Genomic DNA, 14925 nt, shown 5'->3' on the forward strand with positions numbered 1-14925 from the left:
GGGCTGGGCGGGCTGGGCGCTGACGCCCGCAGGCGCGCGCAGCCGAAGGATATCCCCCGCGAAGTTGAAAGCGGCCCGTCCGGCGCGCGGGCCAGGCGCTTCCCTGTGGCGCATTCACGCTCTAGTGTCTCAAGTCATTTCATTGGGGTCCGGGTGATTCCCTCAAGCGGGCGGCCCCGCCCTGGCGGACGAGTGACATGAAGCTGACCATCGAGCGCGCGGCGCTTCTCAAGGCCCTTGGCCACGTCCAGAGCGTCGTCGAGCGGCGCAACACCATCCCGATCCTGTCCAATGTGCTGCTGAGCGCGGGGCGCGACCGGCTGTCGCTGGCGGCGACCGATCTCGACATGGAAATGGTCGACGAGGCCGAGGCCCAGGTCGATGTGGAAGGCCAGATCACCGCGCCGGCCCATACGCTGTACGAGATCGCGCGCAAGCTGCCCGAGGGCTCGGAGGTCTCGCTCAGCTATTCGGGCGATGATCCGCGCCTGATCGTTCAGGCGGGCCGCTCGCGCTTCAACCTGCCGGTCCTGCCCGCAGGCGATTTCCCGGTCATGTCCAACGAGAGCGCGGGGGTGCGCTTCACCCTGCTCAAGGAGGATCTGGCGCGCCTGATCGACAAGACGCGCTTTGCCATCTCCACCGAGGAGACGCGCTATTATCTGAACGGGCTTTATCTGCACACGGTCTCGGAGGCCGGTCAGATGCTGCTGCGGGCCGTGGCCACCGACGGCCATCGCCTTGCCCTCGCCGAGACGCCCGCGCCCGAGGGCGCTGCGGGCGGGCCGGGCGTGATCGTGCCGCGCAAGACCGTCGATCAGGTGCGCCGCCTGCTCGACGACGGCTCCGGCCCCGTCGAGGTGCAGGTCTCGGCCCAGAAGGTGCGCTTCGAGTTCGCCCAGGCCTCCCTGACCTCCAAGGTGATCGACGGCGCCTTCCCCGACTATGTGCGCGTCATTCCCCGCAACAACGAGCGGCGCGCCGACATCGACAACAGTGTCTTTGCCCAGGCGGTGGACCGCGTCTCGACCATCTCGGCCGAGAAGTCGCGCTCGGTGAAGCTGGCCTTCGACACCGACCGCGTGACCCTGACGGTGCGCAACATGGAAGCTGGCCAGGGCGTCGAGGAGGTCGAGATCGGCTATTCCGATGAGCCCTTCGAGATCGGCTTCAATGCGCGCTACATCCTCGATGTGGCCGGGCAGATATCGGGCGATACGGCCGCTTTCCTGTTCGCCGATCCGGCCAGCCCGACCCTGGTGCTCGATCCGGCCGATCCCGGTGTGCAGTACGTGCTGATGCCGCTGCGGGTATAGCCGTGGCGCTGCTCGCCCCCGCGCTGATTCTGGCAGGCCTTGTGTCCGGGGCTCTCGCTGTCCTGTCCGGGCAGGACGCGGCGAGGGGCGGGGATGCCCCTGCCGCCGATGCCATGATGGCCGATGTCATGATGATCGACGGCCAGTGCCTGACCATGCGGGTGCAGGGCGATGACCTGACCGCGACGTGCCGGCCGGTCATGGACATCACCACCCACGCGGACGGGACCACCGAGGTGGGTTTCGAGGCGCAGGGTGTGCGCATGGTCTTCATCGGCGGCGGTCGCACCGCCAATCTCGATGCGGTCAGCTATCTGGTCATCGACAGCCTGCGTATCGAGCGCGAGGGCAGCGAGGTTCAGGTCGTGGCCCAGGACGGTCATTGCGCGCGTGCGCCAAACGGCGGCGGGCGGGCCGGCCTTCACGTGCGCTGCACGGCGGCGCAGGGCGCAGTGGCGGAGTTCTCGACCCAGGGCACGCCCGTGCGCCGTCCGGCCCCTTGAGCGGGGCGCCGGGGCCACAGATGTGCGATGTTCGCCGGGCGTGATCACCTCTCTGACCCTGACCGATTTCCGCTCCTACGAGCGCGCCGGCCTCGATCCGGGGGCCGGTCCCGTGGTGCTGTACGGAGCCAATGGCGCGGGCAAGACGAACTTGCTGGAGGCCGTCAGCCTGCTGAGCCCCGGCCGCGGCCTGCGCGCCGCTGCCTTTGCCGAACTGGGCCGCCGCCATGCCGGTGAGGCGGAGGGGCGCAGCTGGGCGGTCTCGGCCCTGGTCGAGACGGGCGACGGGCTGTTGCGTCTCGGCACCGGAGCCAGCGGGCCGTCGCGGCGCATCGTGCGTATCGACGGACAGAGCGCCACGCCGGGGCAGCTGCTTGAGCATCTGCGCCCGGTCTGGGCCACGCCCGAGCACGACCGGCTGTTCTCTGACGCGCGCGCGGCGAGGCTGAGGTTCCTCGACCGGCTGGTGTTCGCTTCCAGCCCCGAGCACGCCGCCCATGTGAGCGCCTATGAAAAGGCCCTGCGCGAGCGCATCCGCGTGCTGGGCGCGGACGAGATGCCCGATCCCCTGTGGCTGGATGCCATCGAGGCCCAGATGGCCGTGAGCGGGGCGCGGGCGGCCCTGCTGCGGCGCGCGGCCCTGGCGGCCCTGCAAGGCGAGATCGACGCGCGCTCCGATCGCCCGTTTCCCCAGGCGGACCTGCGCCTCGATGGCGCGTTCGAGACCGAGAGCGCGGGCCTGCAAGACGCCGGCGAGATCGCAGGCCGGCTCGCGGCGGGCCTGAAGGCTTCGCGCGGGCGCGACCGTGCATCGGGGCGCTCGCTTTTCGGTCCGCACCGTGCGGATTTGCGGGCCGTCCATCGCGCCAAGCGCCGCGACGCCGCAGAAGGCTCGACCGGCGAGCAGAAGGCCTTGATGCTGAACCTCATTCTGGCGCAGGCCGCCCGGCTGTCGCGGGGCGTGCCGGGCGCAGAAAACCCCTCCAATTGGCTGGCCAAATCAGGGGCAAAACCTGTAGTGTTGCTGGACGAAGCGCCCGCCCATCTCGATGGTCACAGGCGCGCCGCCCTGTTCGAGGAAATCGTCGCGCTCGGCCTTCAGGCCTTTCTGACCGGCACCGACGATACGCTGTTCTCGAGCCTGAAGGGCCGCGCCGCCTTTGTCCGGGTCGAGCCGGGCGCGCTGATCGCCCCTTAAGTCCGTAGGGCCATGACCTGCGCCGAATGTCAGACACACGCATGACCGAAGACAACGCGACCGGCCCGGCCGAATACGGCGCCGATTCCATCAAGGTGCTCAAGGGCCTCGACGCGGTGCGCAAGCGGCCGGGCATGTACATCGGCGACACCGATGACGGCTCGGGCCTGCATCACATGGTCTATGAGGTGGTGGACAACGCCATCGACGAGGCCCTGGCCGGGCACGCCGACCTGGTCGAGGTGATCCTGAACGCCGACGGCTCGGCCACCGTCACCGACAACGGCCGCGGCATTCCGACCGACATCCACGAGGGCGAGGGCGTCTCGGCGGCCGAGGTCATCATGACCCAGCTGCACGCGGGCGGAAAGTTCGACCAGAACAGCTACAAGGTCTCGGGCGGGCTGCACGGCGTGGGCGTCTCGGTGGTGAACGCCCTGTCGGACTGGCTGGTGCTGACCATCCATCGCGGCGGCATGACCCACGAGATGCGCTTCGAGCGCGGCGACGCGGTCACGCCTCTGGCCATCACGGGCACGGCGCCCAAGGTGATGCGACGGGGCAGCGAGGACTTCGCCACGGGCACGAAGGTGACCTTCATGCCCTCGGCCTCGACCTTTTCCAGCATCGAGTTCGACCGGCGCACCCTGGAGCATCGCCTGCGCGAGCTGGCGTTCCTGAACTCGGGCGTGACGATCCGCTTTGCCGACCTGCGCGGGGCCGAACCCTATGAGGAGGTCATGCACTATGACGGCGGGGTCGAGGCCTTCGTGCGCCATCTCGACAAGTCCAAGCACCCGCTGCTGAAGGACGTGATCGTGATCCGGGGGCGGCGCGACAATGTCGAGGTGGACCTCGCCCTGTGGTGGAACGACAGCTACCACGAGACCATGCTGTGTTTCACCAACAACATCCCCCAGCGCGACGGGGGCACGCACCTCAGCGCTTTCCGGGCAGCGCTGACGCGGGTGATGGGCAGCTATATCGAACAGGCCGGGGCGGCCAAGAAGGAGAAGGTCTCGGTCTCGGGCGAGGACGCGCGCGAGGGCCTGACCTGCGTGCTGTCGGTCAAGGTGCCCGATCCCAAATTCAGCTCCCAGACCAAGGACAAGCTGGTCTCGTCCGAGGTGCGCCCCGCCGTCGAGGGCCTGTGCGCCGAGGGGCTCTCGCAGTGGTTCGAGGAGCATCCCGCCGAGGCCAAGCTGATCGTCGGCAAGATCATCGAGGCGGCCGCAGCGCGCGAGGCGGCCCGCAAGGCGCGCGAGCTGACAAGGCGCAAGTCCGCGCTCGACATCACCTCCCTGCCGGGCAAGCTGGCCGACTGTCAGGAGCGCGATCCGGCCAAGGCCGAGCTGTTCATCGTCGAGGGGGACTCGGCCGGCGGCTCTGCCAAGCAGGGGCGCAACCGCGAGAACCAGGCCGTGCTGCCGCTGCGGGGCAAGGTGCTGAACGTCGAGCGCGCGCGCTTCGACAAGATGCTGTCGTCCGACCAGATCGGCACCCTGATCACGGCGCTGGGCGCAGGCATCGGGCGCGACGAGTTCAACATCGAGAAGCTGCGCTACCACAAGATCGTCATCATGACCGACGCCGATGTGGACGGGGCGCACATCCGCACCCTGCTGCTGACCTTCTTCTATCGCCAGATGCCCGAGCTGATCGAGCGCGGCTATCTCTATATCGCCCAGCCGCCGCTCTATAAGGTCTCCAAGGGGCGCCAGTCGCGCTATCTCAAGGACGATGCCGAGATGAACGCCTTTCTCATCGAAGAGGGCGTCGACGGGGCCGAGCTGGACACCCATCAGGGCGAGCGGCGCACGGGCCGCGATCTGGAGGCTCTGGTGCGCACCGGCATGAACGCGCGCGCCCTGATCGAGCGCCTCGCCCTTCGCGCCCCTGCCTTCGCCATCGAGCAGGCGGCCCTGGCGGGCCTGTTCGCGCCCGATGCCGACATCGCTGAGGCCGGTGCGCGCGCCGCATCCCTGATGGATCGCTATGGCGAGGAGGGCGACGGGCCGTGGGCGGCAGCGCCCAGCGCCACGGGGGGCGTGGCCTTCACCCGCGTGCGCCGCAGCGTCAGCGAGACCATCGTGCTGGAAGACAGCCTGATCCAGTCGCTCGATGCGCGCCGCCTGCACGCGCGCCTGGCCGAGATGGAAGGCGTGTTCGATCACACCGCAACCTTCCGCCGCAAGGAGCGCAGCGGGCAGGTGCGCGGGCCGCTGGACCTGACCGGCCATGTGCTCGATGCCGGTCGCAAGGGCCTGAGCGTGCAGCGCTACAAGGGTCTGGGCGAGATGAATCCCGATCAGCTGTGGGAGACCACTCTGGATGCCAATGCACGCATGCTGCTGCGCGTGCAGGTCGATCACGCCGACGATGCCGACGACCTGTTCTCCAAGCTGATGGGCGATGTGGTCGAGCCGCGCCGCGAGTTCATCCAGGAGAACGCGCTTGATGCCGAGGTGGACGTCTGAGCGCCCATCTCGTCTACGGTCAGCTTCCTCCCGCGCTCGGCCCGTTCGCGCCGGGCCGGCAGGTCTCGCCGCTGGTGCCCGGCTCGGATGCCTTCGAGGATCACGCCGACGCCACGCTTGAGCGCGTGAGCGTGCTGGCCCCGCCCGGCGCGCTGGAGCGGCTTCATGTGCTGGCCCATGCCTTGCGCGTGCTGAAGCCGGGAGGGGTGCTCGATGTCATGGCACCCAAGGCGCGCGGCGGCGCGCGGCTGGCCAAGGAACTGGCGGGCTTCGGCGTCGGCGGCGAGAGCGAGGCACGCGCCCATCACCGGCGCATGATCGCTGTGCGCCCCGCCGAGGTTCAGGGCCTTGCCGGGACCATCGCCCGCACCGGTCCGCAGCGCGTGCCGGTCCTCGGCCTGATCAGCCAGCCGGGCGTGTTCAGCTGGGACCGGATCGATCCGGGATCGCTGATGCTGGCGCGGCATCTGGCCGGGCCGGGCGGGCAGGACGCCTTGGCGGGGCGGGGCGCGGACCTTGGCTGCGGCATCGGCCATCTGGCGATCGAGGCGCTGAGATCGCCGCAGATCGCCGCGCTGCGGCTGATCGACATTGACCGGCGCGCCATCGCCTGTGCCCGCGCCAACATCAAGGATGCGCGCGCGCTGATCGAGTGGGCCGATGTGCGAGCCCTGCCCGAAGCGGACCTCGATTTCGTGATCTCCAATCCGCCCTTTCACGCTGCGGGCGAACAGAGCCACGGGCTGGGCCAGATGTTTCTGGAGAAGGCGGCCCTGATGCTGCGGCGGGGCGGGCGCGCCCTGATCGTGGCCAACCGTCATCTGCCCTATGAGCGCACCTTAAGCGCGCATTTCTCGCGCGTGTCGACCCTGGAAGAAGGCGCGGGCTACAAGGTGATCGAGGCGGTGAAGTGAGCGGCACGGTGCGCCTCGACAAGCTTTTGTCCAACCTCGGCTATGGCACGCGCGCCGAGGTGGCGGCGCTGGCCCGCGCCGGAGAGGTGACCCTGGACGGATCGCCCGTGTGGGATGCGCGCGGGCGCATCGCGCTCGATCCCGATCTGCCCGCGCGGCTCAGCGTGATGGGCCAGCGGCTCGATCCCCTGCCCGGCCTGGTCATCGTGATGAACAAGCCCTGCGGCGTGACCTGCTCGCGCAAGGAGGACGGGCGGCTGGTCTATGATCTGCTGCCGCTGCGTTACCTGCGCCGCGATCCGGCGCTCTCGACGGTGGGGCGGCTCGACAAGGACACCTCGGGCCTGTTGCTGCTGACCGATGATGGCGCGCTGCTGCACCGGCTCATCAGCCCGAAGCATCATGTGGTGAAGGTCTATCGCGCCCGTCTGGCGCGCCCGCTTGAGGGACACGAAAGCGCGGCACTGGCCTCTGGCGCCATGATGCTGGAGGGCGATGACAAGCCGCTGCTGCCTGCGAGGCTCGAGGTGCTGGGCGAGCGCGAGGCCCGCATCCATGTGCATGAGGGGCGCTATCACATGGTGCGACGGATGTTCGCGGCGCTGGGCAATCACGTCGAGGCCCTGCACCGCGAGGCCATGGGCGGCTTTGCCCTGCCCGATGATCTGGCACCGGGCCGCTGGCGCGCCATGACACGCGCCGAGATCGACTCCCTGTTTGCCGCTGAAAGTCCTTGATCGCGGAGGGCTTCAGCGCCACCTGTCAGCGCGCGGGCGAGCACTGTTGCCGCCAGGAGGGTTGCGGGCCGTGAAGGTCAAGATCTGCGGGCTGACCAGACCAGAGCTGCTCACGGCGGCGGCCGAGGCCGGTGTCGATTTCATCGGTGTCGTGGCCTATCCGCGCAGTCACCGGCACGTAGCACCCATGCGCGCGGCGGCCCTGCTGGAGGAGGCGGGCATGATCACCCGGCGTCCGGTGCCCGTGGTGGCCGTGACGGTCGATGCCAGCGACGCCCTGCTGGACGCCATCATGACCGAATATGCCCCGCAGTTCATCCAGCTTCATGGCCAGGAGAGTCCCGGGCGCGCCGAGGCCGTGCGCCGCCTGACCGGGGCCGGAGTGATCAAGTGTGTGCCGGTCTCGACACGCGCGGACATCGAGGGCGCACACGATTTCGAGGGCGTGGCCGACTATCTTCTGTTCGATGCGCGCACGCCCGAAGGCTCGAGCCTGCCCGGCGGCATGGGGGTCAGCTTCGACTGGACCATGATGGCAGGGCGCAGCTTCTCCGTGCCGTGGTTCCTTGCCGGAGGGCTCGATGCGGCCAATGTGGCTGCGGCCGTGGCGGCATCGGGCGCGCGCATGGTCGATGTGTCCTCTGGCGTTGAAAGCGCCCCCGGTGTTAAGGACGCCGACCTGATCCGCGCCTTCATCGGCGCAGCCCGGGCCGCAGACCCGCAGGGGACTGGGCCTCAGAGAACGGACGGCGATCCTTCGTGAGTGCACCCAAGAGCAACCGATACGCCTGGCCCGACGACGAGGGGCGCTTTGGCCCCTTCGGTGGCCGCTTCGTGCCCGAGACGCTCATGCCGCTGGTGCTGGAACTGGGGCAGGCCTACAGCGCCGCGCGCGCCGATCCGGCCTTTCAGCAGGAGCTGTCGCACTTTCTGACCCATTATGTCGGGCGCCCGAGCCCGCTCTATTTCGCCGAGCGGCTGACGCAGCACTTTGCCGACCTGCACGGCGGGGCTGCCAACATCTGGTTCAAGCGCGACGAGCTGAATCACACCGGCGCGCACAAGATCAACAACTGCATGGGCCAGATCCTGCTGGCCCGGCGCATGGGCAAGACCCGCATCATCGCCGAGACCGGGGCCGGCCAGCATGGCGTGGCCACGGCGACGGTGTGCGCGCGCTTCGGCCTGCCGTGCACGGTCTATATGGGCGCCACCGATGTCGAGCGGCAGCAGCCCAACGTCTTTCGCATGAAGCTGCTCGGTGCCGAGGTCGTGCCCGTGACCAACGGCCGCGCCACGCTCAAGGACGCCATGAACGAGGCCATGCGCGACTGGGTGAGCAATGTGGCGGACACCTATTACATCATCGGCACGGCGGCGGGGCCTCATCCGTACCCCGAGATGGTGCGCGACTTTCAGGCCGTGATCGGACACGAGACGCGCGAGCAGATGCAGGCCGCGCGCGGCAAGCTGCCCGATGCTCTGGTCGCGGCCATCGGGGGCGGGTCCAATGCCATCGGCCTGTTTCATCCGTTCATCGATGACGAGGGCGTGGCGCTGTACGGGGTCGAGGCCGCCGGGCGCGGACTGGACGGCCCCGATCACGCGGCCAGCCTGAAGGGCGGCCGCCCCGGCGTGCTGCACGGCAACCGCACCTATCTGCTTCAGGACGACAACGGCCAGATCCTCGAGGGGCACTCCATCTCGGCGGGCCTCGACTATCCGGGCATCGGGCCCGAGCACGCATGGCTGCACGACAGCGGGCGGGCGCAATATCTGTCGGCCACCGACGACGAGGCATTGCAGGCGTTCCAGCTGTGCGCGCGGCTGGAGGGCATCATTCCGGCGCTGGAGCCCAGCCATGCCCTGGCGCGCGTGGGCGAGATCGCCCGTGATCTCGGTCCCGGTGCGGACGTCGTGATGAATCTGTGCGGGCGCGGCGACAAGGACATCTTTGCCGTGGCCGGGCATCTGGGAGTAATGCTGTGAGCCGGCTGGACAGACGCTTTGCCGCCCTGAAGGCCGAGGGCCGCGCGGGCTTCATTGCCTATGTCATGGGCGGCGATCCCGACTTCGAGACCAGTGCGGCGATACTGGACGCCCTGCCCGGCGCGGGTGCGGACATCATCGAGCTGGGCTTTGCCTTCTCCGATCCCATGGCCGAGGGGCCGAGCATCCAGCGCGCCGCCGAGCGGGCCCTGCGCGCAGGCATGAGCCTGTCGCGCACGCTGGAGCTGGCCGCAGGCTTTCGCAAGGGCGATGACGAGACGCCGCTGGTGCTGATGGGCTATCTCAATCCGGTCGAGAGCATGGGCTATGAGGCCTTTGCCGCGCGCGCGGCCCAAAGCGGCATCGACGGGCTGATCGTGGTGGACTGTCCGCCCGAGGAGGCCGGTGCCCTGCACGCGGCGCTTGAAGCCGAGGGCATCAGCCTGATCCGGCTGGCCACGCCGACCTCCGATGCGGGGCGTCTGAGGGTGGTGGTCAAGGGCACGTCCGGCTTTGTCTATTATGTTTCCGTGGCCGGTGTGACCGGCGTGAAGAGCGCCGATCCCGCCGCCATTGCCGCAGCGGTGCAGCAGGTGCGTGACGCCTCCGGCCTGCCGGTGGCGGTGGGCTTTGGCGTGCGCACGCCCGAGCAGGCCGCTGGCGTGGCCCGCATTGCTGATGCGGTGGTGGTGGGCTCTGCCCTGGTGGACGAAGTGGCCCGCGCCATCGCCGATCAGCACGCGGTGAAACCGGCCGTAGTGGATGCGGTGCGCGCACTGGGCGCTGCGGTGCGTGCTGCCTGAGGGCTCGCGCTTGCGCAAAAATCCTTCTAGGGAAACGCCATGATCGACAGGCAAGACGACAAGAAGCCCGCTCCGAAGGCCCAGCCCGAAAAACGCGGCGGCTGGTTCGCCCGCATCGCGCCGGGCGTGCGCAAGATCGTGGGGCGGCGCGACACGCCCGAGAATCTGTGGGTCAAGGATCCCGACACCGGCGAGATGATCTATCGCCCCGATCTGGAGAGCGCCCTGTGGGTGACGCCCTCGGGCCGGCACATGCGCATCAATGCGACCACGCGCCTGAAGTTCACCTTCGATGACGGCGAGTTCGAGAGCATCGAGACGCCCGAAGTGCCCGAAGACCCGCTGAAGTTCTCGGACGGGCGGCCCTATCGCGAGCGTCTGGCCGCAGCGCGCCGGGCGACGGGCTCGCGCGATGCCATGAGCATCGGATATGGCACGGTTCGCGAGGTGCCCTGTGTGGTGCTGGTGCAGGATTTCACCTTCATGGGCGGCTCGCTGGGCATGGCGGCGGGCGAGGGCTTCATCGCGGCGGCCCGCGCGGCGATCGAGCGGGGGTGCCCGCTGGTCTGCTTCACGGCGGCAGGCGGCGCGCGCATGCAGGAAGGCGCGCTGTCGCTGATGCAGATGGCGCGCACGACCCTCGCCATTCAGGAACTGAAGGCGGCGAAGCTGCCCTATCTGGTCGTGCTCACCGATCCGACCACGGGCGGGGTGACGGCGAGCTATGCCATGCTTGGCGATGTGCATCTGGCCGAGCCGGGCGCCCTGATCGGCTTTGCCGGGCCGCGCGTGATCGAACAGACCATCCGCGAAAAGCTGCCGCCGGGCTTCCAGCGCTCGGAGTATCTGGTCGAGAAGGGCATGGTCGACAAGGTGGTCGCGCGCGCCGATCTGCCCGAGGTGCTGGCGGCGCTGATGGCCATGCTGATGGACGGGCGTGAACGCGCGGCCTGAGCGGCTGCGCACCAAGGGGCGTTGATGGACCCGATCTCGCAGCGCCTGCTGGCCCGGCTTCCACAGAAGATCGACCTGTCGCTGGAGCGCATGCGCGCCCTGTGCGCGGCGCTGGGCCATCCGCAGGACCCGCTGGGGCGCTCGGTTCACATAGCGGGCACCAACGGCAAGGGCTCGACCCTGGCCATGCTGCGGGCCATGGCCGAGGCGCAGGGCTGGAGCGTCAACGCCTATACATCGCCGCATCTGGTGCGGTTCAACGAGCGCATCCGGCTGGGCGGCCGTCTGATCGAGGATGCCGAGATCGAGCGGCACCTTTCGCGGGTCGAGGCCGCCATCAGCCGCGCGGGCATCGGCGCGACCGTGTTCGAGGCGACGACGGCCATGGCCTTTCTGGCCATGAGCGAGCGCCCTGCAGACCTGAGCCTGATCGAGGTGGGGCTGGGCGGGCGGCTCGATGCCACCAATGTGCTGGGCGAGGTGGCCGTGAGCCTCATCACGCCGGTCGATCTCGACCACGCTGAATATCTTGGCCACGACATCGCCGGTATCGCCGCCGAAAAGGCCGGGATCATCCGCCCTCGCGTGCCGGTGATCTGTGCTCACCAGCGCGATGAGGCCAGGGACGTGATCGCCCGCGCCGCCGCGAGGGCCGGAAGCGCGCTGCGGATCGAGCACGAGGATTTTCATGCGCGCCTGGAGGGCGGGCGTCTCGTCTTTCAGGGCGAGGACCGGCTGCTCGACCTGCCGCTGCCCGCGCTGGCAGGTGCCCATCAGACCGGCAATGCCGCCGTGGCCATACAGGCAGCGGTGCAGCTGGGCCTTGACGACGAGGCCATCGCCGCAGGGCTGGAGCAGGTGCGCTGGCCAGCGCGGATGCAGCGCCTTCGCGCAGGCCCCGCGGCCGGGCTCGCGCCCGAGGTCTGGCTTGACGGCGGGCACAATCCGCACGCGGCCCGGGCGCTGGCGGCGACGCTGCAAGCCATGCCCGAGCGCCCGCTGGCTCTGGTGGTCGGGCTTCTGAACACCAAGGATGCGGCAGGCTATCTGGAGCCTCTGGCCACGCTGGCCTGTCCGATTTTCTTCACGCCGTTCGACGCAGGCGCGGCGAGCGCACCGGAGGCTCTGGCCGCAAAGGCCCGGGCGCTGGGCATCGAGGCTCACGTCGCCGGGCACTGGCTGGAGGCGGTGCGCCGCACCGCCGAAGCGGGCGCCGGGCGGGTGGTGATTGCAGGCTCGCTCTATCTGGCGGGCGAGGTGCTGGCGGCGGACCGGGCGACCTGGCCCGACTGATCAGAGCCGCGCTGCGAGCCGCTCGATGCGCACGGCGGCATCCTCGATGGCCAAGGCCGCGCGGCGCTCGAAATCGGTGCCCGGTGCGGGGGCCTCACCCTGACCGCCGTGGCGCGCCTCGTGCAGCTCGTCGGCGAGGATCAGGGCGGCCATCAGGAACAGGCGGATGTCGCCGACCTGTCCGACATCGCGGGCCACGGCGGCGACCTGCTGGTCGAACATCCGGGCCAGGGCGCGCACGCGCTCTTCCTGTCCGTCCGCGCAGCCGACCGCATAGGGCCTGCCGTTGACCTGAACCGTGACGGTGGCCATCAGCCGCCCTCCGCCGCGATCAGGGCGCGCAGGGTGTCGGAGGCACGCGACAGGGCCAGGGACGCCTCGCGCCCGGCCGCTTCCAGCTCGCTGATGCGCGCGGCGCTGGCATCGTCGGCGCGCAGCGGAGCGAACAGGTCGTCCTCGGCGGCCCGCTCGGCCCGGGCCTTCAGTGCGGCAGCCTTCTTTTCCAGGGTTCCGATGGCGCGCGACAGCCGCTCGGCGGCAGCGTTCAGGCTCGGGGCTGGGGCGGCGTCGGTCATGAAACCAGCGAGGCTCGAGGCTAGCGGCACCCGGCAGGGGCGTGCCGGGGCGGATTTGGTCCGGGACAGTCTCAAATACGTATAGAACCCGAAGTCGCCTCGGGGTAAAGCGGCGCATCCGCATTCTCGTCCCTTCCGGCCCCCATTTGATGAGGCTCGCCCGTGCCTGATTCCGTCGCAACACCCGCCCGGCCTTCCCTCTCGCGCATGGCCGACGTGATCCGGGTGCTGTCCATGGATGCGGTGCAGAAGGCCAACAGCGGCCATCCGGGCATGCCCATGGGCATGGCTGACGTGGCCACGGTGCTGTTCTCCAAGGTGCTGAAGTTCGATGCCTCGCGCCCCGACTGGCCCGATCGGGACCGCTTCGTGCTGTCGGCAGGGCACGGCTCGATGCTGCTCTATTCGCTGCTGCATCTGACCGGCTATCGCCAGGCGACGCGCGAGGCGCTGTCGCGCTTTCGCCAGCTCGGCTCGCCCACGGCGGGGCATCCCGAATACGGCCATCTGGACGGGGTCGAGACCACCACGGGACCGCTGGGGCAGGGGCTGGCGACGGCGGTGGGCATGGCCATGGCCGAGCGCCATCTTGCGGCACGCTTCGGCAGCGATCTGGTCGATCACCGAACCTGGGTCATCGCGGGCGACGGCTGCCTGATGGAGGGCATCAGCCACGAGGCCATCAGCCTGGCCGGGCGCCTGAAGCTGGACCGGCTGTGCGTGCTCTGGGACGACAACGAGATCACCATCGACGGTGCGGTCAGCCTGTCGGAGAGCGGCGACCAGCTGGCGCGCTTCAAGGCGGCGGGCTGGGCGGTCAGGGCCATCGACGGTCATGACCAGCGCCAGATTCTCTCGGCGATGAAGTGGGCCATGCGCCAGACGCGGCCCAGCCTGATCGCCTGTCGCACCGTGATCGGCAAGGGCGCAGCCAGCATGGCGGGCAGCCACAAGACCCATGGCGCGGCGCTGGGCGAGGCCGAGATCGCGGCCACGCGCGAGGCCATGGGCTGGACCCATGCGCCCTTCGATGTGCCCGAGGATCTGGCGCGGGCCTGGAAGGCGGTCGGGCGGCGCGGCGCGAAACACCGCAAGGCGTGGGAGGCGCGCCTGAAGGACAGCGCCCTGCGCGCGGACTTCGAGCAGGCCATGGGCGGCACCGTGCCGAAGGAAGCCTTTGCCGGGCTGGAGGCCGCGCGCGCCAGCGCGCTCGAAGCCGGTCCGGCGCAGGCCACGCGCGTCTCGTCGGGACAGGCGCTGGAGGCCCTGTTCGGGGCCGTGCCCGAGCTGGTCGGCGGCTCGGCGGACCTGACCGGATCGAACAACACCTTCGTCAAGGGCACGGCCATTTTCGACGCGCCGGACTATCATGGTCGCTATGTGAACTATGGGGTGCGCGAGCACGCCATGGCGGCGGCCATGAACGGCATGGCGCTGCACGGGGGCATCATTCCCTATGGCGGCACCTTTCTGGTGTTTGCAGACTATTCGCGCCCGGCGATCCGTCTGGCGGCCCTGATGGGCGTGCGGGTGATCCATGTGCTGACCCACGATTCCATCGGGCTTGGCGAGGACGGGCCGACGCACCAGCCGGTCGAGCATCTGGCCAGCCTGCGCGCCATTCCGAACCTCAATGTGTTGCGCCCCGCCGATCTGGTCGAGACGCTGGAGTGCTGGCAGATCGCGCTGGAAGCCAAAGGCACGCCCTCGGTGCTGGCCCTGTCGCGCCAGAAGACACCGGCGGTGCGCGAGCAGGCCGGGAACGGGGCGGGCGAGAACCTGTGCCGTCTGGGCGCCTATGAGCTGCGCGCGGCCAGCGATGAGGCGAAGGTCACGCTGTTCGCCTCGGGCACAGAGGTGGCCATCGCCATGGCCGCCCGCGAGCGCCTTGAGGCCGAGGGCATAGGGACGCGGGTGATCTCGGTGCCGAGCTTCGAGCTGTTTGCCGCCCAGAGCCCGGACTATCAGGCGCAGGTGATCGGCCGGGGCACGGTGCGCATCGCCATCGAGGCGGCCGTGGGCATGGGCTGGGAGCGCTTCATCGGCGAGGATGGCGCGTTTGTCGGCATGGACGGCTTCGGGGCCAGCGCGCCGTTCGAGGACCTGTTCGCCCACTTCGGCATCACGGCCGAGGCCGTGGTCGCGGCGGCAAGGGCGCGGCTTTAA

Annotated in this window: 14 protein-coding genes; 12 read left to right on the forward strand and 2 right to left on the reverse strand. The window is 69.5% G+C overall.

All coding sequences use genetic code 11. The features are described 5' to 3' along the window. The first annotated feature begins 197 nt into the window (after positions 1-197). From dnaN to ACK4E3_RS08015, 11 genes are all read left to right on the forward strand, one after another. Positions 198-1316 carry a DNA polymerase III subunit beta gene (dnaN, locus tag ACK4E3_RS07965; protein ID WP_409698860.1) on the forward strand — a complete coding sequence of 373 codons (1119 nt, stop codon included), beginning with the start codon at positions 198-200 and terminating at the stop codon, positions 1314-1316. Positions 1317-1318: 2 nt separating this feature from the next. Continuing rightward, positions 1319-1819 carry a hypothetical protein gene (locus ACK4E3_RS07970; protein WP_409698863.1) on the forward strand — a complete coding sequence of 167 codons (501 nt, stop codon included), beginning with the start codon at positions 1319-1321 and terminating at the stop codon, positions 1817-1819. Between the two features lie 40 nt (positions 1820-1859). Then, on the forward strand, positions 1860-3017 hold the full coding sequence (gene recF, locus ACK4E3_RS07975; protein ID WP_409698866.1) for a DNA replication/repair protein RecF: 1158 nt from the start codon (positions 1860-1862) through the stop codon (positions 3015-3017). A 26-nt stretch (positions 3018-3043) separates the two neighbouring features. Continuing rightward, positions 3044-5494, forward strand: coding sequence for a DNA topoisomerase (ATP-hydrolyzing) subunit B (gene gyrB, locus ACK4E3_RS07980; protein WP_409698869.1), 2451 nt, complete (start codon positions 3044-3046; stop codon positions 5492-5494). Positions 5495-5568: 74 nt separating this feature from the next. Next, positions 5569-6408, forward strand: coding sequence for a class I SAM-dependent methyltransferase (locus ACK4E3_RS07985; RefSeq protein ID WP_409698872.1), 840 nt, complete (start codon positions 5569-5571; stop codon positions 6406-6408). Next, entirely contained in the window at positions 6405-7145 is a 741-nt protein-coding gene (locus ACK4E3_RS07990) for a pseudouridine synthase (protein ID WP_409698875.1), read from the forward strand. Before ACK4E3_RS07985 ends, ACK4E3_RS07990 begins: the two co-directional genes overlap by 4 nt. Positions 7146-7215: 70 nt before the next feature. Continuing rightward, complete coding sequence (locus ACK4E3_RS07995) at positions 7216-7908, forward strand: phosphoribosylanthranilate isomerase (RefSeq protein ID WP_409698878.1); 693 nt, start codon at positions 7216-7218, stop codon at positions 7906-7908. After that, positions 7905-9134 (forward strand): tryptophan synthase subunit beta, encoded by a 1230-nt coding sequence (trpB, locus tag ACK4E3_RS08000; RefSeq protein WP_409698881.1) that lies wholly within the window; start codon positions 7905-7907, stop codon positions 9132-9134. Before ACK4E3_RS07995 ends, trpB begins: the two co-directional genes overlap by 4 nt. Beyond that, a complete protein-coding gene (gene trpA, locus ACK4E3_RS08005) occupies positions 9131-9937 on the forward strand; it encodes a tryptophan synthase subunit alpha (RefSeq protein ID WP_409698884.1) in 807 nt (268 codons plus the stop codon). The genes trpB and trpA overlap by 4 nt, the downstream gene beginning before the upstream one ends. A gap of 39 nt (positions 9938-9976) precedes the next feature. Continuing rightward, positions 9977-10891, forward strand: a complete 915-nt coding sequence (gene accD, locus ACK4E3_RS08010; RefSeq protein ID WP_409698887.1) for an acetyl-CoA carboxylase, carboxyltransferase subunit beta — start codon at positions 9977-9979, stop codon at positions 10889-10891. Between the two features lie 24 nt (positions 10892-10915). Next, the gene (locus ACK4E3_RS08015; protein WP_409698891.1) at positions 10916-12184 is read left to right on the forward strand and encodes a bifunctional folylpolyglutamate synthase/dihydrofolate synthase; all 1269 of its coding nucleotides are present in this window, start codon (positions 10916-10918) and stop codon (positions 12182-12184) included. Here ACK4E3_RS08015 and ACK4E3_RS08020 read toward each other — a convergent pair whose 3' ends face one another. Next, positions 12185-12496 carry a cell division protein ZapA gene (locus ACK4E3_RS08020; protein ID WP_409698894.1) on the reverse strand — a complete coding sequence of 104 codons (312 nt, stop codon included), beginning with the start codon at positions 12494-12496 and terminating at the stop codon, positions 12185-12187. Further along, the gene (locus ACK4E3_RS08025; RefSeq protein ID WP_409698897.1) at positions 12496-12759 is read right to left on the reverse strand and encodes a hypothetical protein; all 264 of its coding nucleotides are present in this window, start codon (positions 12757-12759) and stop codon (positions 12496-12498) included. The genes ACK4E3_RS08020 and ACK4E3_RS08025 overlap by 1 nt, the downstream gene beginning before the upstream one ends. A gap of 162 nt (positions 12760-12921) precedes the next feature. Between ACK4E3_RS08025 and tkt the strand changes: the two genes are divergently transcribed. Beyond that, positions 12922-14925 (forward strand): transketolase, encoded by a 2004-nt coding sequence (tkt, locus tag ACK4E3_RS08030; RefSeq protein WP_409698900.1) that lies wholly within the window; start codon positions 12922-12924, stop codon positions 14923-14925.

Source organism: Brevundimonas sp. (assembly GCF_046299595.1).
Classification (GTDB): Bacteria; Pseudomonadota; Alphaproteobacteria; order Caulobacterales; family Caulobacteraceae; genus Brevundimonas.

What these genes read in the sequence shown, in the direction of transcription:
- gyrB (WP_409698869.1), top strand. Translation starts at nt 3,044, where the DNA reads ATGTCAGACACACGCATGACCGAAGACAACGCGACCGGCCCGGCCGAA.
- dnaN (WP_409698860.1), top strand. Translation starts at nt 198, where the DNA reads ATGAAGCTGACCATCGAGCGCGCGGCGCTTCTCAAGGCCCTTGGCCAC.
- ACK4E3_RS08020 (WP_409698894.1), bottom strand. Translation starts at nt 12,496, where the DNA reads ATGGCCACCGTCACGGTTCAGGTCAACGGCAGGCCCTATGCGGTCGGC.
- accD (WP_409698887.1), top strand. Translation starts at nt 9,977, where the DNA reads ATGATCGACAGGCAAGACGACAAGAAGCCCGCTCCGAAGGCCCAGCCC.
- ACK4E3_RS08025 (WP_409698897.1), bottom strand. Translation starts at nt 12,759, where the DNA reads ATGACCGACGCCGCCCCAGCCCCGAGCCTGAACGCTGCCGCCGAGCGG.
- ACK4E3_RS08015 (WP_409698891.1), top strand. Translation starts at nt 10,916, where the DNA reads ATGGACCCGATCTCGCAGCGCCTGCTGGCCCGGCTTCCACAGAAGATC.